The 21,913-nt window shown below is 63.9% G+C and carries 17 protein-coding genes; 6 read left to right on the forward strand and 11 right to left on the reverse strand.

The window, feature by feature from the left end:
• Positions 1-119: 119 nt before the first annotated feature.
• Positions 120-980: a LysR family transcriptional regulator gene (locus GCT13_RS27615; protein WP_152763439.1), complete on the forward strand. Its 861-nt coding sequence runs from the start codon at positions 120-122 to the stop codon at positions 978-980.
• Positions 981-1,101: 121 nt separating this feature from the next.
• Here the strand turns inward: GCT13_RS27615 and GCT13_RS27625 are convergent, their stop codons facing one another.
• Entirely contained in the window at positions 1,102-1,791 is a 690-nt protein-coding gene (locus GCT13_RS27625; RefSeq protein WP_152763441.1) for an HAD family hydrolase, read from the reverse strand.
• Between the two features lie 580 nt (positions 1,792-2,371).
• Here GCT13_RS27625 and GCT13_RS27630 point away from each other — a divergent pair.
• Positions 2,372-2,836, forward strand: a complete 465-nt coding sequence (locus tag GCT13_RS27630) for a GNAT family N-acetyltransferase (protein WP_152763443.1) — start codon at positions 2,372-2,374, stop codon at positions 2,834-2,836.
• A 90-nt stretch (positions 2,837-2,926) separates the two neighbouring features.
• On the opposite strand, the gene GCT13_RS27635 is transcribed toward GCT13_RS27630, so the two are convergent.
• The 3 genes from GCT13_RS27635 to GCT13_RS27645 all read right to left on the reverse strand — a co-directional run bounded on the left by GCT13_RS27635 (position 2,927) and on the right by GCT13_RS27645 (position 6,859).
• Positions 2,927-4,087 carry a branched-chain amino acid ABC transporter substrate-binding protein gene (locus tag GCT13_RS27635; RefSeq protein ID WP_152763445.1) on the reverse strand — a complete coding sequence of 387 codons (1,161 nt, stop codon included), beginning with the start codon at positions 4,085-4,087 and terminating at the stop codon, positions 2,927-2,929.
• A gap of 91 nt (positions 4,088-4,178) precedes the next feature.
• Positions 4,179-5,411, reverse strand: a complete 1,233-nt coding sequence (locus tag GCT13_RS27640; RefSeq protein ID WP_152763447.1) for an NAD(P)/FAD-dependent oxidoreductase — start codon at positions 5,409-5,411, stop codon at positions 4,179-4,181.
• The gene (locus GCT13_RS27645) at positions 5,411-6,859 is read right to left on the reverse strand and encodes an amino acid permease (protein WP_152763449.1); all 1,449 of its coding nucleotides are present in this window, start codon (positions 6,857-6,859) and stop codon (positions 5,411-5,413) included. The genes GCT13_RS27640 and GCT13_RS27645 overlap by 1 nt, the downstream gene beginning before the upstream one ends.
• 255 nt (positions 6,860-7,114) lie before the next feature.
• Between GCT13_RS27645 and GCT13_RS27650 the strand changes: the two genes are divergently transcribed.
• Positions 7,115-8,557: an aminotransferase-like domain-containing protein gene (locus GCT13_RS27650; RefSeq protein WP_152763451.1), complete on the forward strand. Its 1,443-nt coding sequence runs from the start codon at positions 7,115-7,117 to the stop codon at positions 8,555-8,557.
• Between the two features lie 22 nt (positions 8,558-8,579).
• Here GCT13_RS27650 and GCT13_RS27655 read toward each other — a convergent pair whose 3' ends face one another.
• The 5 genes from GCT13_RS27655 to GCT13_RS27675 form a co-directional block, all read right to left on the reverse strand.
• A complete protein-coding gene (locus GCT13_RS27655) occupies positions 8,580-9,770 on the reverse strand; it encodes a glycosyltransferase family 4 protein (RefSeq protein ID WP_152763454.1) in 1,191 nt (396 codons plus the stop codon).
• A gap of 273 nt (positions 9,771-10,043) precedes the next feature.
• Entirely contained in the window at positions 10,044-11,114 is a 1,071-nt protein-coding gene (locus GCT13_RS27660) for an MBL fold metallo-hydrolase (RefSeq protein ID WP_152763503.1), read from the reverse strand.
• Between the two features lie 156 nt (positions 11,115-11,270).
• Positions 11,271-11,924 (reverse strand): peroxiredoxin, encoded by a 654-nt coding sequence (locus GCT13_RS27665; protein WP_152763456.1) that lies wholly within the window; start codon positions 11,922-11,924, stop codon positions 11,271-11,273.
• A gap of 218 nt (positions 11,925-12,142) precedes the next feature.
• Entirely contained in the window at positions 12,143-12,877 is a 735-nt protein-coding gene (locus tag GCT13_RS27670; protein ID WP_152763457.1) for a hypothetical protein, read from the reverse strand.
• 227 nt (positions 12,878-13,104) lie between these two features.
• Entirely contained in the window at positions 13,105-13,572 is a 468-nt protein-coding gene (locus GCT13_RS27675; protein ID WP_152763459.1) for a hypothetical protein, read from the reverse strand.
• A 462-nt stretch (positions 13,573-14,034) separates the two neighbouring features.
• Between GCT13_RS27675 and GCT13_RS27680 the strand changes: the two genes are divergently transcribed.
• Both GCT13_RS27680 and GCT13_RS27685 read left to right on the forward strand, forming a co-directional pair.
• Positions 14,035-15,780 carry an FAD-dependent oxidoreductase gene (locus GCT13_RS27680; protein ID WP_152763461.1) on the forward strand — a complete coding sequence of 582 codons (1,746 nt, stop codon included), beginning with the start codon at positions 14,035-14,037 and terminating at the stop codon, positions 15,778-15,780.
• Between the two features lie 175 nt (positions 15,781-15,955).
• On the forward strand, positions 15,956-17,539 hold the full coding sequence (locus GCT13_RS27685; protein ID WP_152763463.1) for a Na+/H+ antiporter: 1,584 nt from the start codon (positions 15,956-15,958) through the stop codon (positions 17,537-17,539).
• A gap of 22 nt (positions 17,540-17,561) precedes the next feature.
• On the opposite strand, the gene GCT13_RS27690 is transcribed toward GCT13_RS27685, so the two are convergent.
• A complete protein-coding gene (locus GCT13_RS27690; RefSeq protein ID WP_193727770.1) occupies positions 17,562-18,512 on the reverse strand; it encodes a LysR family transcriptional regulator in 951 nt (316 codons plus the stop codon).
• A 65-nt stretch (positions 18,513-18,577) separates the two neighbouring features.
• Between GCT13_RS27690 and metE the strand changes: the two genes are divergently transcribed.
• Positions 18,578-20,884 (forward strand): 5-methyltetrahydropteroyltriglutamate--homocysteine S-methyltransferase, encoded by a 2,307-nt coding sequence (metE, locus tag GCT13_RS27695; RefSeq protein WP_152763468.1) that lies wholly within the window; start codon positions 18,578-18,580, stop codon positions 20,882-20,884.
• 4 nt (positions 20,885-20,888) lie between these two features.
• Here the strand turns inward: metE and senB are convergent, their stop codons facing one another.
• Positions 20,889-21,899 (reverse strand): selenoneine biosynthesis selenosugar synthase SenB, encoded by a 1,011-nt coding sequence (gene senB / locus GCT13_RS27700; protein WP_152763470.1) that lies wholly within the window; start codon positions 21,897-21,899, stop codon positions 20,889-20,891.
• Positions 21,900-21,913: the final 14 nt, after the last annotated feature.

Genomic DNA, 21,913 nt, shown 5'->3' on the forward strand with positions numbered 1-21,913 from the left:
CGCTGTGTTTCCTGGTGGCCGATTCGTCCACATCAGCCGTCATGGTATCGATTTCAATGGCAATCGGGAAGGCGCCTGATGACGTTGACTGTCATCGCAAAAGCCGATGACAATGCGTCATGCTCAATCCTCTCTGGCTCAAGACGTTCGCGACCGTCACGAACTGCCGCAGCTTCACCGAAGCGGGCAAACGGCTCGGTCTGAATCAGTCGAGCGTAAGCGAACATATCCGGCGCCTCGAAGAGAGCGTCGGCAGGCGGCTCTTCATACGCGATACCCATTCGCTCGCGATGACGGCCGATGGCGAAGCGCTGCTCGTGCACGCGAACGTGATCCTTCAGGCCATCAACCGCGCGGAGTCGCAGTTTCGCAAGCCGCGGCTGAAGGGGCGCGTGCGTCTCGGCACATCCGACGATATCGCGCTCGGCGCGCTGCCCAACGTGCTCGCCGCGTTTCGCCACGCGCATCCCGATGTGGAACTGGAACTCACGATCGGCATGACGAGCCGCCTGTACGAACTGCTCGATGCGGGGTCGATCGATCTGCTCGTCGGCAAGCGGCGCCTCGGCGAGCGGCGCGGTACGCCGTTGCTGCGCTCACGCCTTGAATGGATCGCGCGGCCCGGCACGGTGGTCGATGTCGGGCAGCCGTTGCCGCTGGTGCTGGTCGCGGAGCCGAGCGTCACGCGCGCCGTCGTGCTGAATGCGCTCGCGGAGAAAGGCATCGGCTGGGAAGTGGTGTGCACGAGCAGCAGCCACGCCGGCTGCATCGCCGCCGCGCGCGGCGGCCTCGGGCTGACGGCGAAGTCGCAGTACGTGTCCGCGCGCGGGCTCGCGCCGCCCATCAACAGCGCGAGCCTGCCCGCGCTGCCCGACGTCGAATTCATCGCGCTTGCAGCGAAGCGGCTCAGTCATCCCGCGGGTACGCTGCTCGAACTGTTGCAGGGAAGCGATCTGAGCGGCGGGTGGATGAGCGAATGAACGCTCGGCGCGGTTGATGTGCTGGACGTGCTGGACGTGCTGGACGTGCTGGACGTACTTGACGCGCTTGACGCGCTTGATGTGCTTGACGCACGTATCGTCTCGTCTCGCTTCGTCTGCTCTATTTGCGTCGCTTCGCCGTCAACCCGTCGAAGTCGATCGACGTCAGTTCGCCGATCCGTTCGATCGTGATGTCGGGATCGGGATACTTCGCGATCTCCGCTTCGTCGAGCGCATAGTGACCTTGCCTCGGAAAGATCGTGGTCAGCCGGTCGCCCCATTGCTCCTTCATTGCCGTGAGGATGCGCAGTTTGTCGTCGACCATCACATAGTGCCGCGCGGGAAAGTGCGCGATCACGTCGTCGAGCATCTGTTCCTTGTGGATGTAGATCAGCACGCGCCCTTCGACTTCGTCCCACAGCCCCGCGCGCGACACCTTGCGCGGCTGGAACACGACATCGCCGTCCGAGAGAATCGCCGTCTGGCCGAACTGGCTCGCGTAGCGAAGCGCATCGAGCGCGCCCGGAAAAATGCGGTTCGCAAACGGATAGTCGATCAGATAGCAGGACATCAGCAATAGCTGCGTGTCGTCCTGACGCTCATGGCGATAGCGTTGCAATGCGCCGAGATAGTCCGCGTATCCGAGTTCTCCGCGCAGGTCTTCGAAGATCTGCCAGTAGCGCGAGCTGTTGGCCTCGCCGAACTGGCGCGTCATGTGCATCCGCAGATCCTGCAGGACATGATCGTTGTCGAGCAGTGTGTTGTCGACATCGAACAGAAAGACAACATCGTTGCTTGATGGTGTGTTCATGCGCGTTACCTCGCATCGGTCGTCCGTATCGATTGAGCAGGTCGGCTGGCGCTGCTTGTGTCTTGTGCGCGCTTGCGCTGGTCCGCGAAAACTCGTGCGGGCACAGCGCGCGAGTGCCGCCTGCCGCGCATCGTGTTGCGCTGGGAGTTTCCAGGCAGCGACGACGTTCGCTGTCCCGGCCAACGCGCGATCAGCGGAAAGACTAGCACTGTCGTCGAATAGGTGTCGGTGAGGGTGACGGGAAAGATTGGCGCGTTTTACCTTGATGCGCTGGCGAACGAGTCGGCTCTTGTGCGGCGCATGCATCCGGTGTATCGGCCGGGCGGCGTGTAGACGGGTGTGGCTGCGTAGCAGTGGGCGGAGGGGTTGTGGGCCGGACCGTTAGTTGCGCTTGCGCGAGCGCGTTCTTGGCGCATGCGTACGCACATAACGACACTCATCCAGAAGTACACCATTCACGCGTAAGTCTCCTCGCAATAGCGACGCGTATCCGGCCTGCTATCGTCTTATCAACGGTCATTGCGTCCCCTCGCCTGCCGCGCCGGCGGCAACCCGCTGCGCCCTGACATAAAACTCCTCCATGACAACCATCCACCCCGCCCGCTTCCCCGATGACCTCGACGCCGTGCGCGTCATCTTCCGCGAGTACGCGGACAGCCTCGGCGTCGATCTGTCGTTTCAGGCATTCGATGCGGAACTGGCCTCGCTGCCCGGCAAATATGCGCCTCCGGCCGGCGCGATTCTGCTCGCATGGCGCGATGGCCGCGTGATCGGCTGCGTCGCGCTGCGTCCGTTCGAGTACGACATCTGCGAAATGAAGCGCCTCTATGTGCGTCAGGAAGGCCGCGGCCAGCAGCTCGGCAGGCGTCTCGCGCAAGCCGTCGTGCACGCGGCCAGAGAAGCGGGCTACAGGAAGATGCGGCTCGATACGCTGCCGACCATGCAGGCGGCCCAGCAGCTTTACGCGTCGCTCGGGTTCAGGCCTATCTCGGCGTATGTGTTCAATCCCGTCGAGGGCACGCGTTTCCTGGAGCTGGATTTGTGAAGCGGTCCATTGCGCTTCGATGCGTCAGCGGCACTTAAAACAGCAGCGGCGCGAGCGATCTACGCTGCGCCGCCATCTCTCAGTCCATCGTCAGGCTCCGCCTCCCACGGTCTTGATGCTCTTCCACTGCCCCTGCTCGACCTGGAACAGCGTATAGGGCGGCTTGATCAGATCGCCGTATGGATCGAACGTGATCTTGCCCGTCACGCCCGTCAGCGAAACCTTGGCGAGGCTGTCGACGATCTTCTGCCGGTCGAGTGAATTCGCGTCGTGGATCGCCTTCAGCATCGCGAGCGCGGCGTCATACGCAAACGGCGCGTACAGTTCGACGTCCTGGTTGAAGCGCGCCTTGTAGCGCTTGCCGAAGTCCTGCGCGGCGGGCAGCTTGTCGAGCGCGGGACCGGGTTCGAGGTCCTGCGTGCGTTCGCCCGAAGGCCCGGCAATCTGCAGGAACGCGTTGCTCTTCAGCGCGCCCGCGCCGAACAGTTGCGCCGTCATGCCGAGCGAGCGCATCTGCTTGACCAGCATCGCGCCCTGTTCGTCCAGTCCGCCGAAGAAGATCAGATCGACATTCTTGCTCTTCAGCGAAGTCAGAATCGCGCGGAAGTCGACGGCCTTGTCGTTCGTGAATTCGCGGTCGACGATATTGCCGTTCGCTTCCTTCGCGCCTTTTTCGAACGCATCGGCAAGGCCCTGGCCGAACGCCGTGCGGTCGTCGATGATGCCAATGCGCTTCGCCTTGATCTGCTCGACGACGAAGTGCCCCGCCACCACGCCGCCCACGCCGTCATGCCCCATCGTGCGGAACACGTTCTTGAAGCCCTGCTTGGTGAGTTGCGGATTGGTCGAGCCCGGCGTGATCATCGCGACGTTGGCGTTGTGATAAACCGTGGACGCGGGAATGCTGCACCCCGAGTTGTAATGGCCGATCACGCCGACCACGCCATCGTCGACGAGCTTTTGCGCGACCTGGATCGCGACGCGCGGATCGGCCTGGTCGTCCTGCACGTCGAGCACGAACTTGACGGGCTTGCCGGCAACGGTCGGATGCTTCGCGTTCTCTTCGTCGATGGCGAGTTGCGCACCGTATTGCAGGTCCTTGCCGACCCGCGCGACGGGCCCCGTCAGCGGGCCGACAAAACCGATCTTGACCACTTCCGGATCGGCGGCCGATGCAACTGAAGCGGCGAACGAAGCATGCGCTGCAAGAGCGCACACCGCCAGCCTGATGATCCATGTACGTCGATTCATGATGCGCTCCTGTCGATAGAAAATGCCGCGCGTTTTGCCTGTCGACTGACCCGATGCGCGACGCGTCGAAGTCGTCCGTGTGTGTCTCTGTTCAGAACCGGGTCGCCGCGTAACGGCTCAGGTCGAGCGGCGGCGCGCGCCGCGCGACGAGATCCGCGACGATGCGCCCGCTCACGCCCGCCAGCGTCAGCCCGAGATGCTGATGACCGAATGCGTAGATCACGCGCTCACTCGCGCTTGCGCGGCCGAGCACGGGCACGCCGTCGGGCAGCGTGGGCCGGAAGCCGAGCCACGTGCTGTCGGGCTGCTGCAATGCAGGCAGCGCGCGCTTCGATGAAAACGTCAGCAGATCGAGCAGCGAACGGTTGCGCACATCGCTGAAGCCGCCCAGCTCGACCGTGCCGGCGACGCGAATGCCCTCGTCCATCGGCGTCATGTAGAAGCCTCGTTCGGCCCAGCCGACCGGCCGCGAAATCAGTTGCGACGCGCCGCGATAACGCACGTGATAGCCGCGCTCGGTATCGAGCGGCACGCGGTCGCCGCATTGCGCCGCGAACTTCGCCGAGCGCGCGCCCGTCGCGATGACGACGTGATCGAAGCGGCGCGGCGTGCCGTCATCGGTCGTCAGCGTGACGCCGTCCGATGCGGGCGCCAGCGCGCTCACGCTCTTGCGTTCCAGTTCGAGGCCGCGCGCGGCGAGCAGGTCGTAGAGCGACAGCAGAAAGCCCAGCGGATCGGAGAAATGCCAGCTGTCGCGAAAGAGCACGCCGCGCTCGAAGATCGGCGCGAGCGAAGGCTCCAGGTCGCGCACCTCTTCGCCCGACAACACGTCGAACGACACGCCTAGCCGCTCGCGCAGATTCAGCGAAGCGCGCGACGCATCGAACGACGCGCCGCTCGAATACAGATACAGGCACTCGCGCGGCCGCACGAACTTCGCCAGATCGCGCTCTTCGAGCAACGGTGCATAGCCCGCCTGCGCCTGCGCAAGCAGCGCGGCGAGCGCGCTTGCGCTTGCTTCGTAGCGGCGCTGCGTCGAGCTGATCATGAAACGCACGAGCCACGGCAGCACATGCGGCAGATAACTCCAGCGCAAGCGGAACGGACTCTCGCTCGACAGCAGAAAGCGCGGCAGATCGCGGAACACCGACGGGTTGTTCACGGGAATGCAGCCATACGGCGCGAACGTGCCCGCGTTGCCGTACGACGCGCCCTGCGCGACGCCGGACGGATCGAACAGCGTCACACGGTGCCCGTCGCGCATCAGCCAGCCGGCGCTCGCAAGCCCGATGAAACCCGCGCCGACAATGCCCACTTCCGCCATCAACGTTCTCCTTGCATCGCGCGTGCGTCGGCACCGAGATAACCCGTGCGCGTGCCTTCATCCGCAGCGCGCCGTTTCGTGCCGAGCAGCCACGCCGCCGATGCAACCGCGAGACTCGCAATGCTCGCCATCAATTGCGGACGCAGTGAGGCATCCGTGCCCATCGCGATCAGCACGCCGACGATCGCCGCCACGACCACGTACGAGAGCCACGGAAAGAGCCACATTGGCAGCTCGGGTTTGTCGCCCTTTTGCTCGAGACGCCGGCGGATGCGAATCTGCGCGAGCGCCGTCGCGAGATAGACGAACAGCATGACGGCACCCGATGCGTTCACGAGAAACAGGAACACGCCCTGTGGCGACACGATGGCCGCGATGATCGCCACATAGCCGACCACGCTGCTCAGCAACACCGCGAGACGCGGCACGCGCGACGGCGTGAGGCGCAACAGCGCGCGCGGCGCATCGCCTCGGCCTGCGAGACGGAACAGAATCCGCGACGACACGTACAGCCCCGAGTTCAGCGCCGACAGCACGGCGACCAGCACGATTGCGTTCATGATGTCCGCCGAGCCCGGCACGCGCATCGTTTCGAGCGCGGCGACGAAGGGCGAATGGCCCGTGACGATGCTGGTCCACGGCACGATGCATGCGATCAGGAACATCGAGCCGACATAGAACGTGATCACGCGCAGGATCACCGAGCGCGTCATCGCGGCGACGCTCTTCGCGGGGTTGTCGGACTCGGCGGCGGCGATGGTCGCGATTTCCGCGCCGCCGACGGCGAAGATCACGGTCGGCACGGCCGCGAACACCGACATCGCGCCGAACGGCAGAAAGCCCTGCGCCGCCGTCAGATTGCGCACCGCGCCGTGCGTATGGCCGAGACCGAAGACCCACGCGGCGCCGATCGCGATGAACACGATGATGGCCGCGACCTTGATCGACGCGAACCAGAACTCGAACTCGCCATACGACTTCACCGACATCAGGTTGACGAACGTCATCACCGACAGCAGCACGAGCCCGATCATCCACACGGGCGCGGGAATCCAGCGCTGCAGGATCGCCGCGCCCGCGACCGCTTCCACCGCCACGACGATTACCCAGAAGTACCAGTAGAGCCAGCCGCTCGTGAAGCCCGCCCAGTCGCCGAGCCCGATGCGCGCGTATTCGGTGAACGAACCCACGCCCGGCACGGCCAGCGCCATCTCGCCGAGCATGCGCATCACCATCAGCACGACGATGCCCGCAACGAGATACGACAGGCACGCTGCCGGCCCGACCGTGCTGAGCGTCGCGCTGCTGCCCACGAAAAGCCCCGCGCCGATGATGCCGCCCAGCGAAATCATCGTGACGTGCCGCTGACGCAACGCGACGCCGAGACGCGGCGCCGCGTTGTCCTGTGTGCCGCGCGATGCGAGCCCGTTTGTCCTGCTCTCTGCCATGCGTATCTCCTTCCAGCCGATCCAGCGATTCAAAAACCACACAAAACCTGCTCAACCTGATTCAAAGAATCACACAACATTTTTTTGTGTGCAATTAAAAGCCTCATTGTGTGGCCAGGACTTTCCCTGGCCGGATTGGGCGCGTTCCTTGCCGCACCTGAAAATCAAGGCAAGGACGCATATCTGGTATAAAATCCGGCGAACTGGCACAAGCAGGCATACAAAACCTGTTTTGTATGGAGACAGGGTAAGACAATGGCTTCCAGCAAACCCAAGGCAGCGGACGGCAACGGTGCGACGGCCGAAGTCGACCAGACAAACGGCGACCAGGCCCAGACAAAACGCGCGACCTACATCGAGGTGTCGGCGTCAATCGAAGATGAAATTCGCGGCGGCGTCTATCCGCCGGGCAGCCGCCTGCCGCCGCAACGCCAGCTGGCGACGGAGCTCGGCATCAATGTGTCGACGGTGTCGCGCGCGTACAAGGAGTTGCAGCTGCGCGGGCTCGTGATCGGCAGCAAGCGGCGCGGCTCGCTCGTCACGGGCGGCGCGATGCCGCGCGTCGAAACAGCCATCGCGCCCAACGCCACGCCGGGCGGCGCGATCGACCTGACCGTCAATCGGCCCGCGACGGGTGAATTCCTGTCTTGCCTCGCTGTCACGCTCGCCGAGCTGCCGCGCGACCCGCGCTATGCGTCGCTACAGGAATATCAGCCGCCGCAGGGGCCCGCGTGGGCGCGCGCCGCGGGCGCGAAGTGGACGGCCGCACCCGGATTCACGCCGTCGCCGGAGCATCTGGTCGTGACGAGCGGCGCGCAGCACGGCCTGTATGCCGTGCTCAACAGCCTGATCGGCACCGACGGCGTGATCATCGCCGACCGTCTCACGTACTACGGCCTGAAAGCGCTTGCGCCCGTGTTCCAGTTCGAAATCGTCAGCGTGCCGAGCGACCGCGACGGGCTCATCACGGACGAAGTGGAGCGCATCTGCAGCCGCGTGCCCGTCAAGGCGATCTTCACCGTGCCGAATCTGCAGAACCCGACCGTGACGACGATGAGCCTCGAACGGCGCGTGGCGCTCGTCGATATCGCGCGCCGCTATGGCGTCGCGATCATCGAGGACGATGTCTACGGTCCGCTCGTTTCGCAGCGCCTGCCGACGCTCGCGAGCCTGTGCCCGGAGCTGACGTTCCATATCGCTGCGACCTCGAAGATTCTCGCGCCGGGGCTGCGGCTCGGTTATCTGCTGAGCCCGCCCGAGCGTTCCGCGCTCGCCGCCGAAGCCGTGCGCACGACCGCGTGGATGCCCGCGCCGATGTCGATGCTGATCGCGACGATATGGATCGAAGACGGCACCGCGCGCCGCATCATGGATGCGCAGCTCGCCGAGATTCGTGTGAGGCACGATCTGGCGCGCCAGATTCTGCCACAGGAATGGCTCGACTCCGATCCCGCGTGCATGTTCGTGTGGCTCAGGCTGCCGCCGCCGTGGCGCGCGGACGACTTCGCCGCCAACGCGAAGGCGCGCGGCGTCGTCGTGATGCCTTCGTCGGCGTTTGCCGTGGACCGCGCCGAAGTCGAGCACGGCGTGCGGATCAACCTTGCGTGCGCGTCGTCGCGCGAGCAGCTGGTGAGCGCGCTGCAAACGCTCGCGCAAGCGCTGCGCGATCGTCCTCGCGCGTTGTTCGGCACGATCTGACCTTGCGCCGCAAGCGGCGCCGCTAGCGCTTCGCGGAAACGAGGACGCGCCGCTCGGAACACAGAAGCCGGTCGGCCAGCTCCATCAGATTGGCGGCGAACATCGAAGGACTCCATTTGTCGACGGACTGTCTCGCCCGCTTCGACAACGCGTCCCGTAGCGCATCGTTGAGCGCCAGCGTCTGCATTTTTTCAGCGAGCGCATCGGCGTTGCCTGGCTCGACCACGAATCCGTTCACGCTGTCTTTCACCAGTTCGCCCGCTGCACCGCATGTCTGCGTGACGATCGCCGTCTTCGATGCGGCGAACGCCTCGTTGACGCACAGCCCCCATTGATCGAACTCGCTGCCGAGCACCATGAAGTCGCACAACGCATACACGGCGGGCATCTGTGCGTTCGGAACGGGATCGAGAAAGCGCACGTTCCCGTCGAGCTGCATGCTCGACACGCGTCCTTCGATCGCGCGCATGTCGGGCCCGTGGCCGACCAGCACCAGCGAGATGCCTTTATCGGCGAGTCCCGTGCGCGCGTATGCATCGACGACGACATCGACGTTCTTGCGCGGCACGAAGCGGCTCACGCACAGCACGTAGCGCCTGGGCAGCGCGTAACGCCGGCGCGTTTCGGATTCGCAAGCGCGCGCATTGTCCGCGAGCCGCGCGAAGCGCTCGACGTCGATCACGTCGAAGCCCACGCGCGAGCGTTCGAGCGGAATGCCGAGCGTCTGCGCATAAGCACGATGTCTTTCTCCCGCGACGAGCGCGCCGTCGAAGCGGCATACGAGCGCCCGCTTGAGGCGTTCCTTGAAGCGATGCCTCACGCCGTCATCGAGCTTCGAATCGGACATGTAGATGATACGGAACGTGCCCGCTGTGCGTCGTATCAGATAGAGCCACAGCGAGTAAGGCGTGTGATAGCCGAGCGTGACGACGACATCGGGCCTCAGCGTTCTCGCGATGCCGGCGAGCTTGTATGCGACGCTCGGCCAGTGTCCGCCCGCATCGGTGATGTCGGGTTCGAGGGTGACGGCGCGCGCAGGCTCTTTGCCGAAGAAAGCGTCGCGGGTCAATTGAGGGAAAGCGTAGACGCCCGAGCGTCCAAAGATCTCGACGAGGAAAATCTCGTCGCCTCGCCGCTCGACGAGTTTCTTCAGCGCTTCGTATCGCGGCACATGGTAGTCACCCAGATGCCCGATTACAAACATCATACGCATGCACACCCTCCAGACCGATGTTGACGATGAACGCCAGACGATTGCTCGAACGGATGCTTTCGGCTGACCTTAACTCAACAGGCGGGGCATGCATGTGTCCATTCTGTTGCCGCGTCCGAAAACAGCGATGGATTGGCAAAAGGAACATAGATATGACGAGCGGCACCTTACGGGCCGAATGCGGGCCGCATACGGTCGTCAGACCGCTGCCGGACGGACAGGATTCGACCGAAGCGGTACGTGACAAATACAAGTAACGGAATTCGCTGCTTGCTACACGCCGCCGTTCTCGACGACGCGCCCTTCAGCGCGCCAGCGCAGCATCCCGCCCGCGAGATTGGCGACGTCTTCGAATCCGGCCTGACGCAGGATCACGGTCGCCTGGGCCGAACGTCCACCCGCGCGGCAGACGGTGACGATGGGACGCTCGTTGCCGATTTCCTTCGCACGTGCGGCCAGCTCGCCGAGCGAGATCAGCCTCGCTTCGGGAATGCGGCCGAGCGGGCCGTCGTATTCATCGCGCTCGCGCACGTCGATGATCTGCACCAACTGCAGATGTTCTTCGAGCCATTGCGGATGGATTTCCCAGATGCCGGCGAACGTGTACGTCAAAGGCGCCCAATCGGGCTCAGGCTTTTTCGACGGATCGCTTGCCGCGACACCGCATTTCATGTTCGCAGGCACCGCGACATCGATCTGCCGTGGATGCGCAAGCCCGAGGTTCGTCATATAGCCCGCGAAATCGTCCTCGCACAACTCGCCGCCCAGACGCGGATTGAAGCGCCGCTCTTCGGCGACACTCGTCACCGTGAGGCCGCGATAGTCGTGCGCCGGATAAAGCAGGCACGTCTCGGGCAACGAGAAAATCTGCTCGTGCACCGCGCGAAAGAGCGCATGCGGATTGCCCTGCTGGAAGTCGGTGCGCCCGGTGCCGCGAATCAGCAGACAGTCGCCCGTGAAGGCCATCGACTGATCGTCGAGCACGAGGCTGATGCAGCCATTCGTGTGGCCGGGCGTGGCGCGCACTTCGAGATGACGCGCGCCGAATGCGATCGTGTCGCCGTGCTTCAGATAGCGGTCCGCGCCTTGCGCATCGCTTGCCGCTGAAATCGCGATCTGGCTGCCCGTGCGCTGCTTCAGCATCCATGCGCCCGTCACGTGATCGGCGTGAACGTGCGTGTCGATCGTATAAAGCAGACGCAGGCCGAGTTCGTCGAGCAGCGCCGCATCGCGCCGCGCCTGTTCGAAGACGGGATCGACGAGCACGGCCTCGCGCGTGACGCCATCGGCGAGCAGATAAGTGTAGGTCGACGATTGCTGGTCGAACAGCTGTCTAAAGATCAGCACGCTTATGTTCTCTCAACTTGTATCGTGAAGCGCCGGGCGTCGGCTTCATCGCCTTGCCCGTTCATGCGGCCATTGCCGTCATCGTCTCTGTCAAGCGGGTATCACGCCGACACGCGCTTCGAACGCGCGCGCATCGGCGTATCGATCAACCTCTCACTTCGGCTGCTGCACGTAACGCAGATAAGGCTTCAGTGTCTTGAAGCCCTGCGGATACTTCTCTTTCGCGGCATCGTCGGAAACGGAAGTCGGAATGATGACATCGTCGCCCGGCTTCCAGTTCACAGGCGTTGCGACAGTATGTTTCGCCGAGAGCTGCAGCGAATCGAGCAGACGCAGCACTTCGTCGAAATTGCGGCCCGAGCTCATCGGATAGACGAACATCGCCTTGACCTTCTTGTCCGGTCCGATCAGAAACACCGCACGTACCGTTGCGTTGTCGACAGCCGTGCGCGGACCGCCGCTCGCGTTTGGGTGGATCATGTCGTACAGCTTCGCAACATGCAGATCCTCATCGCCGATCATCGGATAGTTGATCGCATGGCCCTGCGTCTCTTCGATGTCCTTGACCCACTTCGTGTGATCGCTAACGGGATCGATGCTGAGTCCGATGATCTTCGTGTTGCGCTTTTCGAATTCAGGCTTGAGCCCCGCCATATAGCCCAGCTCCGTCGTGCAGACAGGCGTGAAGTCCTTCGGATGCGAGAACAGGATCGCCCAGCTGTCGCCGATCCATTCATGAAAACGGATCGTGCCTTCGGTGGTTTCCGCAGTGAAATCGGGAGCTTCTTCTCCTAGTCGAATCGCCATCTTCATCCTCCATAAGAAAGGTGCGAGCAGATGCGTCAATGAACCGCCGTTACTGTCCCCTGAGCGGCGGCGTTGAGTACGGATTGAAACGTTCAGCACATAGCTTCTATAGCGTAGAACAATTTACAGCTTTCGCGAACCGGATGTGTGAGCGACCGCTTCTTTGCTGCATCGACAAGGGGGCCGCAGTAAAGAAAGGCACGCGGCGAATCATCGCATCACATCGCGCCGCCCGTGCCGGATGAAGGCGACGATGTCGCCGTGAACGGATGCGCCTGGCCCGCCGTCGACATCAACGAGACGGCGGCAGGATCGGGCATGCCGTTCGCGTCGATGGCCCCCGCTTTCGCGAGCAGGTCGAGATCACTGTCGACACCCGCTTGCCCGACGACAAACGGCGTGCTGAGAAACGCGGGCACCGTCAGCGTGACGGCGTAGTGCTGCTGCAGATTCGTCACGACAGCCGATTGCGCGGCCAGCACATCGTCCTGGTTCGACAGCACCTTCTGGAACTGCGCGTTGCCCGGGAAGCCCGCGATCAGATTGGCCTCGCTCGTCCCGAGTTGCGCGGCAAGGTACACGAGCATCAGCTCGGTCTCGGGCGTGGTGTTGAAGGTGCCGCTGGCGAATGCGGGCGCATGCAGCGTCGTGCTGCCGGAGGTCGCGGTAACGATGCACGGAGGCGTCGCATTGAACGTGACGCTGTAGTGTCCGCCGCCGTCCGATAGCGTGGAGCCCGAACCCTGCGCGCAACTGGCGATCACGGTCGCGCTGGCCAGCGCCCTACCCGTCGCGGCCGTACCGGACAACGTGACGCTTTGCGTGCTCGAAGCCGTACAGCCGTCCAATCCGATGCAAAAGCTGCCGCCGCCGCACGCGCCAAGCGCTGCGAGCGAAGCCGCGCAAAGCGCAGCCAACGTCGGGCGAACGAAACGCGCGTCGCGAATGGTCATGGGCCGTCTGCCGTCGATGGAAGCGATCACGAGAAGCCCGCGCAAAGAAACAAACGACAGCAGCGGGCACTGCTCGTGATTTTAGGCCCGATCCGCGCGGCCGTTCGCGTAAGCGCGTCAGGCGCGCTTCGCGATCGGCCTGTCGCTTTGGCCAGGCACGCGGTCGCTTCGGCAAGGCACGCAGCGGCCAACGCGCGAACGTTTCGCGACCATCGACGTCGCCGGCACTACTGAATCCGCTCCGTCAGCCGACCGACGAACTTCCAGCCGCGCTCCTGGCTCCACAAGTATGTGAAGCCGGTTGGCCCGTCGATGAACACCGTCAGCGGCTTGCTGGGCGATTGCTCGAAGCCCGGATCTTCGGTGGAGTGCGATACGTCGACGGGCCCGACGCGCTCGGAGACCTGTTCCGCAGCGGTCGTAGCCGGGTTTGCGCTCCATCCGTCATTCGCAGCGTACGTTAGCCGCACGGCGCTGCCTGTTGGCGACTGGACCAGCAACGTCAGTTGTCCCTTGCCCGCCGACGCCGCAGTGACACAAGGCGCGGCAAGGGTGGGAGCGACAGGTTCCGTCGCAATGTTCGACATGGCCCCTTCGCTTTCGGCCGCCAAAGCCATTGAGCTCATCGCGCCGATTGTCGCGGCCAGAAATCCACGGAATACGAACGCGGCAGCATATGTATCGGAACGTTTCATGCTGTCCTCCCGCTGATTGATCCGACGAAAAAAGCGAGCGCGGGACTTGAGGCATCGAGAGCGGCCCGCGCGTTCGACTGCGAACGTCGACGCGGAACGACGAATACGCGATACGTGTTGCTCAATGCAGTGTCCGGCGCCATCGACTGCTAGACGATCCACGCGCGAGCGAATGCAACGGGAATAAAGCGCAATGGGGTATACCCGTTCACACGAATAGGCTCACCGATAATCGCGCATCGAGCGTGAAGCTTTTCATCGCCCCTTGGCTGCCCACGACAACTCGATTACTCTGTTCAATGCAATCGCATAGGCAGTCCCGCACGCAATCCATTCAGCGCGCACGGCCTGCTGCCCGAGACAGGCAAGCGAAGATCTTTCGCAGCCATTCCACTTTTGTTCGACGTTGCGGAGCCTCCGGCTGCCTGGCGGCGCCCGTCAGCCGCTTGAGGAGAACCCGCGATGAGCAACGAGCCAACGCCTGAAAACGGAGCGCCCGATCAACAGCATCCAGCGGACGCGAGCCGCGCCATCGACGACGGCACGCTCGCCGAAGATCCGAGCGTGCGCGACCATCCGCGTTACCAGCAGATGTTTCCCGTGCTCGCGGATGCCGAGATCGACCGCGTGCGCCGCTTCGGCAACCTGTGCCGTTACGTGAAAGGCGAGTTGCTGTATCGCGCGGGGCATCTCTGTCCTGGCGTGTTCGTCGTGCTGTCGGGCAAGGTCCGCATCGTCGGCCGCGACGGCCTCGGCCACGAGCGGATCATCCACACGTACACGAAGCGCGGCGAGTTCACGTCGGACGTGACGCAGCTCTCCAACAAGCCTGCCGTCGTCGACGCGCATGTAGTCGAAGATGTCGAAGCGATCTTGCTCAGACCCGACGAACTCAGCGCGATGATGATCAGCGAAGCCGATCTCGGCGAGAAGATCATGCGCGCACTGATTCTGCGGCGCGTGCTCGTGATCGAGCGTGGACACGGCGTCGTGCTCGTCGGCCCTTCCGGTAATGCGCGGCTGCTCGCGTTGCAGAACTTCCTGCGGCGCAACGTGTTTCCGAGTCTGACGCTCGATGCGCAGCAGGACGCCGAAGCCATCGCACTGCTCGAACGGCTGACGCCGCAGCCCGACGACTTTCCTCTCGTCGTGTGCCCGAACGGCACGGTGCTGCGCAACCCGGACGAAGGGCAGCTCGCGTCGTGTCTCGGGCTGATACCCGAGTTCGATCCGGCGCACGTCTACGATGTGGCCATCGTCGGCGCGGGACCGGCCGGTCTCGCGACAGCCGTGTATGCCGCATCCGAAGGGCTGTCGGTTGCGGCGCTCGATTGCCGCGCCCCAGGCGGCCAGGCAGGCACGAGCTCGCGCATCGAGAACTATCTGGGCTTTCCGACAGGCATCACAGGCCAGGCCCTCGCGGGACGCGCGTTCGTCCAGGCGCAGAAGTTCGGCGCGCACATCGGCATTCCGTGCGAAGTCAAAGCACTGTTTTGCGACAGCCAGCCGCCTTCTATCGAGCTTGCCGACACGCGCCGCATCACTGCGCGCACCGTCGTGATCGCGAGCGGCGCCGAGTACCGGCGTCCCGATGTCGAGGGCCTGGCGCGCTTCGAAGGCTGCGGCGTCTACTACTGGGCGACGCCCATCGAGGCGAGGCTGTGCCGCAAGGAGCCCGTGCTGCTGGTCGGCGGCGGCAATTCCGCGGGGCAGGCGGCCGTGTTTCTCGCATCGCACGCCGAGCACGTGCATCTGTTCATTCGCGGCGCGAGTCTCGCGCACAGCATGTCGCACTATCTGGTCGAGCGGATCACGTCGCTGCCCAACGTCACGTTGCATACGCGAATCGAACTGACAGCGCTCGAAGGCGATGCGCGGCTCGAACGCATCCACTATCGCGGCGCAGGCGGCATCGAAGGCAGCATGACCGCGCATCATCTGTTCGTCTTTATCGGCGCCGAGCCGAATACGGGCTGGCTCAAGACCTGCGGCGTGTCGCTCGACAGCAAAGGCTTCGTGCTGACCGGCCCCGACATTCCCGGCTCCGGCCTGCAATCGCAATCGTTGCAGACGAGCGTCGACGGTGTCTTCGCTATCGGCGACGTTCGCTCGGGGTCGACGAAGCGTGTCGCGTCGGCCGTGGGCGAAGGCGCGGCTGTCGTCGCGCAGATTCACCGCTTTCTCGCCGATACGCAGCAGACGCATTAGTCGCGTTGCCTCGCATCGAAGCTGCGGCGCACTTTTCCCGCACTTCCGTCAACGCGATATCGATATATCGGGCTGCGGCGAGATCTGCTGCGCAACCGTTTCGCGTCGTGCATGATCTCGCCATCTGCATCGGGCAGTCCAAGTTCAACCGATAAAACGCCTAACAGGGGGAATCATGTCGGCTGTGTCGGCATTCAAGCTGGTGCTGCTTTCATTGATGGCGATCGTCGCGCTGGAACTGGTCGCGAAGCGCCTGCGCCTGCCGCCTGCGGCAGCGCTACTGGTGGGTGGCGCCGCGATGGCGTTCGCGCCGGGCCTGCCTCCCGTCGTGCTCGATCCCGATCTCGTGCTGATCGTGCTCCTGCCGCCGCTCTTGATGGACGGCGCGTACTACTTCGTCTGGACCGACTTCAAGCGGCACCTCACGCCCATTCTGCTGTTCGCGATCGGCGCGGTTGCGTTCACGACGTGGATCGTCGGCGTGGTCGTGCATTTCGTCGTGCCGTCGTTGCCGTGGGCCGTCTGCTTTGCGCTGGGCGCGGTCGTGTCGCCGCCCGACGCGATTGCCGCGAAGGCCGTGCTCGAACGCGTGGCGCTGCCGCGCCGCCTGATGGTGCTGCTCGAAGGCGAGAGCCTGCTGAACGACGCAGCGGGCCTCGTGCTGTTCCGCTTCGCAATCGCCGCCGCGCTGACGGGCGCGTTCAGCGCAACGCATGCCGTGCTGAGCTTCGCGGGACTCGCGCTCGGCGGCATTGCGGTCGGCGCCGCCGTGGGTTACGGGCTCGTGTGCCTGCTGCGCCTGCTCGACGATGACTATCTGATCATCACGACAGCCGTGATTTCCGCGTGGGTCAGCTACATCGCAGGCGAAATGCTCGGCGTGTCGAGCGTCATTTCGACGGTGACGTGCGGCATGCTGCTCGGCTGGCATCAGCACGAAGTGTTTTCGGCGACGGTCCGAACGCGAGGCACCGCCTTCTGGCAGGTCGTCGTGTTCGTCTTCGAAGCCCTCGTGTTCGTGCTGATCGGATTGTCGCTGCGCGGCGTGATGCTGCGGCTCGGCGGCCTTCAGAACGCGATCGCGCTGCTCGGTCCCGCGACGATGGCGACCGTCGTCACCGTCGTCGTATCGCGTTGCATGTGGAGCTTCGGCATCGAAGCGATCAAGGCGACGCTCCATCGCATCTCGAAGCGCCTTTCGCGCCCCGCCGACTGGCGTTCTGCAACCATCGTGAGCTGGGCCGGCATGCGCGGCGTCGTGACCCTCGCGATTGCGCTCTCGCTGCCCGAAACGATACCCGGCCGCGACCTGATTCTGTTCTCCGCGTTCGTCGTGATTCTCGTAACGGTGCTGCTGCAAGGCACGACCATCGGTCTCGTGATTCGAGCGGTCAGGCCGTCCGGCGATGCGCACGCGCACGTCTATCTGACGGAACCCCAGGCGTGGGCGAGACTCGAGGCGGCGCAACTGGAGGCAATCAAGCCGCTCGTCTACGCGCCGGACGGCGCGGTGCTTCATCCGCGACTGCTCGAGCAATACACGTATCGCGCGCAGATCACGCGGGCGCACGAGAACGCGGCGAGCTTTCCAGTCGACGCGCGCAATGCGCACTATGACGTCGTGCTGGCGGCAATCGCAGGCGGACGCGCGGAGCTGTTGCGCATGCATCGGACAGGCCTGATCCACGACGAGCTGCTGCATGTCCTCGAACACGATCTGGACTTGCAGGAGATGTCCTCCCGGCACGCGCGCGGATAGAAGCCGACGCGCACCGGCAGCGCTACGCGCGAACGCGCGCCTCTGCCTCCGTCTCGCGGGCCATCGCGACGAATGCCGTCAGATAGTCGATCGCGTCATCGGATTCGCGCGTGCCGAGAAAGATCTGTTTCGCGACGCCCTTCTTGCCGAGCCGCAGCGGCGCAATCGGCATCCAGCCCGCGTACTCTTCAGCGAGCCAGCGCGGCAGCGCCGCGACGCCCCGGCCGCTCGCGACCATCTGCAGCATGATGTCCGTCGTTTCTATCACCTTGTGACGCTTCGGCACGACGTTGGCGGGTGTCAGAAATTGCGTGTAGATGTCGAGCCGGTCCGTTTCGACGGGATAGGTGATCAGCACTTCAGAAGCCAGATGCTCGGGCGTGACATACGGCTCGCTCGCGAGCGCATGCCCATCGGCGACGACGAGCACCTGCTCGTAATCGAACACCGGTTCGAACCGCAGCCCCGGCTTTTTCAGCGGATCGGGTGTGACGAGCACATCGATCTCATAGCCGAACAGCGCGCCGATGCCGCCGAACTGAAAGCGCTGCTTCACGTCGACATCGACATCGGGCCAGCGCGCAAGATACGGCGACACCACCTTGAGCAGCCACTGGTAGCACGGATGGCATTCCATGCCGATACGCAGTGTGCCGCGCTCGCCCTGCGCGTACTGCTTCATGCGCGCTTCCGCGTGCTCGAACTGAGGCAGCATGCGGTTCGCGAGTCCAAGCAGGTACTGGCCCGCCTGTGTGAGCCGCATCGAGCGGCCTTCGCGCGTCCAGACGGGCGTGCCCAGTTGCTGCTCCAGCTTCTTGACGGTATGACTCAGCGCCGACTGCGTGAGATTCAACACGTCGGCGGCAGCCGTGAGCGACCCTTGGCGCTCCACCTCTCTGATCACCATCAGATGACTGCGCTCGAGCATCCCGCCTCCATGAACAGAGTTAATGCACGCATGAAATAAATCCATTTTTATTCATACATCGAAAATTCTATCATCGGTTCCAGACTCTTTCTCTGGACGGCATAACAACGATGGTCACGACCCACAACCTTGGTTTCCCGCGCATCGGCGCAAACCGCGAATTGAAATTCGCACTCGAGCGCTACTGGAAAGGCCAGTCGTCACGTGACGAACTGAAGGCCGCCGGCGCGCAGCTTCGCGCGCGTCACTGGAAGGATCAGGCGCGACTCGACTTCGTACCCGTCGGCGATTTCGCGTTCTATGACCAGGTGCTCGACATGAGCTTTACGCTCGGCAATCTGCCCGAGCGCGTGCGCGGCTTTCATGGCGATGCGCTCGACAACTACTTCCGGGTCGCGCGCGGCCGCTCGACTCAAGGCGCCGAAGATCACCACGCATGCTGCGGCGGCGTGGCCGCCGGCGAAATGACCAAGTGGTTCGACACGAACTATCACTACATCGTCCCCGAATTCGACGCGCATACGCAGTTCTCGCTCGATCCTTCGCGTCTCATCGAACAGCTTGCGCAAGCGCGCGCAGTCGGCGTGAACGCGAAGCCCGTGATCGTCGGGCCCGTCACGTATCTGTGGCTCGGCAAATCGAAGGACGGCTCCGACAAGCTCGCGCTATTGCCGCGCCTGCTTCCCGTGTACGCGGCGCTGCTCGATTACTTCACGGCGCAGGGCGTCGAATGGGTGCAGATCGACGAACCGGCGCTCGTGACGGAACTCGATGCGAAGTGGCGCGAAGCGTTCGTCACCGCATACGATGCGCTGTCGGCACGGCGCGTGCGGCTGCTGCTTGCGACTTACTTCGGGCAGTTGCAGGACAATCTCGAACTCGCGTGCAAGCTGCCCGTCGATGGCCTGCATATCGATGCGATCAATGCACGCGATGAAGTCGCGCAGGTCGCGGCGCAACTGCCGGATTCGGCGGTGCTGTCGGTTGGCGCGATCAATGGCCGCAATATCTGGAAGACCGATCTGAACGCAGCGCTGCATTGGCTCGAACCGCTGCATCGGATGCTCGGCGACCGGCTGTGGATCGCGCCGTCGTGCTCGCTGCTGCACGTGCCCGTCGATCTCGACAGCGAGCGGAAGCTCGACGCCGACATCAGATCGTGGCTCGCGTTCGCGTTGCAAAAGCTCGACGAACTGACGGTGCTGGCCGGCGCGCTGAACAACGGCCGCGCATCGGTGGCCGATGCGCTCGATGCGAATGCCGCCGCCATCGAAAGCCGCCGCGTCTCGCCGCGCGTGCACAACCCGGCAGTGAAGTCGGCAATCGCGCGCATCGATGCCGCGCTCGGCAAGCGCGCGAGCGCGTATGCGCAGCGCGCCGAAAAGCAGGCGGCACTTCTCGATCTGCCCGCGTATCCGACGACCACGATCGGCTCATTCCCGCAGACGAACGAAATCCGTCACGCGCGCAGCGAGTTCAAGCGCGGCGCACTCGATCGGGCCGGCTACAACGCGGCGATGGAACGCGAGATCGCGCGCGCCGTGCAGGAACAGGAAGCGCTCGGCCTCGACGTGCTCGTGCATGGCGAAGCCGAACGCAACGACATGGTCGAATACTTCGGCGAACAGCTCGATGGCTATGCGTTCAGCCAGTTCGGCTGGGTGCAGTCGTATGGCTCACGTTGCGTGAAGCCGCCTGTCCTGTTCGGCGACATCAGCCGCCCGAAGGCGATGACGGTCGAATGGACCCGATACGCGCAGTCGCAAACCAGCAAGCCGATGAAAGGCATGCTGACAGGCCCCGTCACGATCCTGAACTGGTCGTTCGTGCGCGACGATCAGCCTCGCTCGGTGTCGTGCAATCAACTGGCGCTCGCGATTCGCGACGAAGTGCTCGACCTGGAAAAGGCCGGCGTGCGCATCATTCAGATCGACGAGGCCGCGCTGCGCGAAGGGCTGCCGCTGCGCCGTCCGCAATGGAACGCATATCTGCAGTGGGCGGTGGAATCGTTCCGCATCGCCGCGAATGGCGTGAAGGACGAAACGCAGATCCACACGCATATGTGCTATTCGGAGTTCAACGACATCATCGCGTCGATTGCCGATATGGACGCGGATGTGATCACGATCGAAACGTCGCGCTCCGACATGGAACTGCTCGATGCTTTCGACCACTTCAACTATCCGAACCAGATCGGGCCCGGCGTCTACGACATTCACTCACCGAACATTCCGAGCGAGGAACACATCGTGAACCTGATGCAGAAGGCGGCGGAGCGGATTCCTGCGGAGCGTTTATGGGTGAATCCGGATTGCGGCCTGAAGACGCGCGCATGGGAAGAAGTGATCCCCGCGCTGACGAACATGGTCGCGGCCGCGCGCACGCTGCGGCAACTGCCCGCTTCACACGGTCGGTGATGCGCTATGTCGATACCTGAGCCAGTGCATCCCTGACCAGACTGACTACTGCCGCATGCTCCATGGCGGGCGCAAACAATGGCGCCCGCCGCGCGCATTGCTGCTGGAGCGCTGTGAGAAACGCTCGGTCGCGGCTCGCGCGATCGAGCAGCGTAGCCAGCGCTTCGTCGTCGCCGGGCGGGAAATAGCCGTCGTAATCGCGGCCCAGCATGCCGATGTTGCCCGCAATTCGGCTGGCCAATACGGGAACGCCCGCGTTCACCGCTTCGATGATCACGTTCGCGCCGCCTTCCATCATGCTCGAAATGACCATCGCGTCGGCGTTCGCAATGCGCCGCAGCGTGGCGCCATGCGGCAGTCCCTCGTACCAGACGTAGCGCTGCACCGTGGGCCACGCCCTCGCTTGCAATGCCTGCGCCGCCAGCCGATACTCGTCTTCCAGGGCGCGGCCGATATGGATCAACCGGACTCGCGAATCGTCGGGCAGACGCTCGAGCGCGCGCATCGGCGTGCGCGGGTCTTTCTCCGCGCGCATGTGGCCGACCAGCATGACGTCGAACGTGCGACGTCGGCGCATCGAAGGAACTTCGGTTTTGCGCGCCGGGGCGGACTGGTAAATGACACGGCATTTCGCGCGATGCACCGCCGTCATTTCAGCCAGCCCCTCTTCCTGCAGCACGACCAGATGTGTAGCAAGATCGAGCGAGCGGCGCGCGGATTCGTCGACGCGAATGTCCCGGTAGAGATCGGTGCCCGTCAGCACGACGATGAGGGGACGATCCGGGCAAGCCTCGGCAAACCTGGCGATACTCGGAGCCGAACGCCGCGCGTGCAACGCAATCAGACAGGCGGGCGGCTCGTGCCGTTGATCGGTGGGCGGCCATTCGGCGTCGAGCGACACCTGGTAGTCTGTCCGCAGGAACCTGAACCAGCGATTGGCCGTCTGCCAGTTTCCGTTGTTGGCGCTGCGCAGTGCGGGGCTCGCGATGAATATTCTGGCCATGGGAGGATGCATGGTGGTACGGATTG

Origin of the sequence: Paraburkholderia franconis (genome assembly GCF_009362735.1) — a bacterium.
Classification (GTDB): Bacteria; Pseudomonadota; Gammaproteobacteria; order Burkholderiales; family Burkholderiaceae; genus Paraburkholderia; species Paraburkholderia franconis.

Excerpts from the sequence above, each read along its gene's own strand:
- GCT13_RS27615 (WP_152763439.1), top strand. The coding sequence starts at position 120 with ATGCTCAATCCTCTCTGGCTCAAGACGTTCGCGACCGTCACGAACTGC.
- GCT13_RS27625 (WP_152763441.1), bottom strand. The coding sequence starts at position 1,791 with ATGAACACACCATCAAGCAACGATGTTGTCTTTCTGTTCGATGTCGAC.
- GCT13_RS27630 (WP_152763443.1), top strand. The coding sequence starts at position 2,372 with ATGACAACCATCCACCCCGCCCGCTTCCCCGATGACCTCGACGCCGTG.
- GCT13_RS27635 (WP_152763445.1), bottom strand. The coding sequence starts at position 4,087 with ATGAATCGACGTACATGGATCATCAGGCTGGCGGTGTGCGCTCTTGCA.
- GCT13_RS27640 (WP_152763447.1), bottom strand. The coding sequence starts at position 5,411 with ATGGCGGAAGTGGGCATTGTCGGCGCGGGTTTCATCGGGCTTGCGAGC.
- GCT13_RS27645 (WP_152763449.1), bottom strand. The coding sequence starts at position 6,859 with ATGGCAGAGAGCAGGACAAACGGGCTCGCATCGCGCGGCACACAGGAC.
- GCT13_RS27650 (WP_152763451.1), top strand. The coding sequence starts at position 7,115 with ATGGCTTCCAGCAAACCCAAGGCAGCGGACGGCAACGGTGCGACGGCC.
- GCT13_RS27655 (WP_152763454.1), bottom strand. The coding sequence starts at position 9,770 with ATGCGTATGATGTTTGTAATCGGGCATCTGGGTGACTACCATGTGCCG.
- GCT13_RS27665 (WP_152763456.1), bottom strand. The coding sequence starts at position 11,924 with ATGGCGATTCGACTAGGAGAAGAAGCTCCCGATTTCACTGCGGAAACC.
- GCT13_RS27670 (WP_152763457.1), bottom strand. The coding sequence starts at position 12,877 with ATGACCATTCGCGACGCGCGTTTCGTTCGCCCGACGTTGGCTGCGCTT.
- GCT13_RS27675 (WP_152763459.1), bottom strand. The coding sequence starts at position 13,572 with ATGAAACGTTCCGATACATATGCTGCCGCGTTCGTATTCCGTGGATTT.
- GCT13_RS27680 (WP_152763461.1), top strand. The coding sequence starts at position 14,035 with ATGAGCAACGAGCCAACGCCTGAAAACGGAGCGCCCGATCAACAGCAT.
- GCT13_RS27685 (WP_152763463.1), top strand. The coding sequence starts at position 15,956 with ATGTCGGCTGTGTCGGCATTCAAGCTGGTGCTGCTTTCATTGATGGCG.
- GCT13_RS27690 (WP_193727770.1), bottom strand. The coding sequence starts at position 18,512 with ATGGATTTATTTCATGCGTGCATTAACTCTGTTCATGGAGGCGGGATG.
- metE (WP_152763468.1), top strand. The coding sequence starts at position 18,578 with ATGGTCACGACCCACAACCTTGGTTTCCCGCGCATCGGCGCAAACCGC.
- senB (WP_152763470.1), bottom strand. The coding sequence starts at position 21,899 with ATGCATCCTCCCATGGCCAGAATATTCATCGCGAGCCCCGCACTGCGC.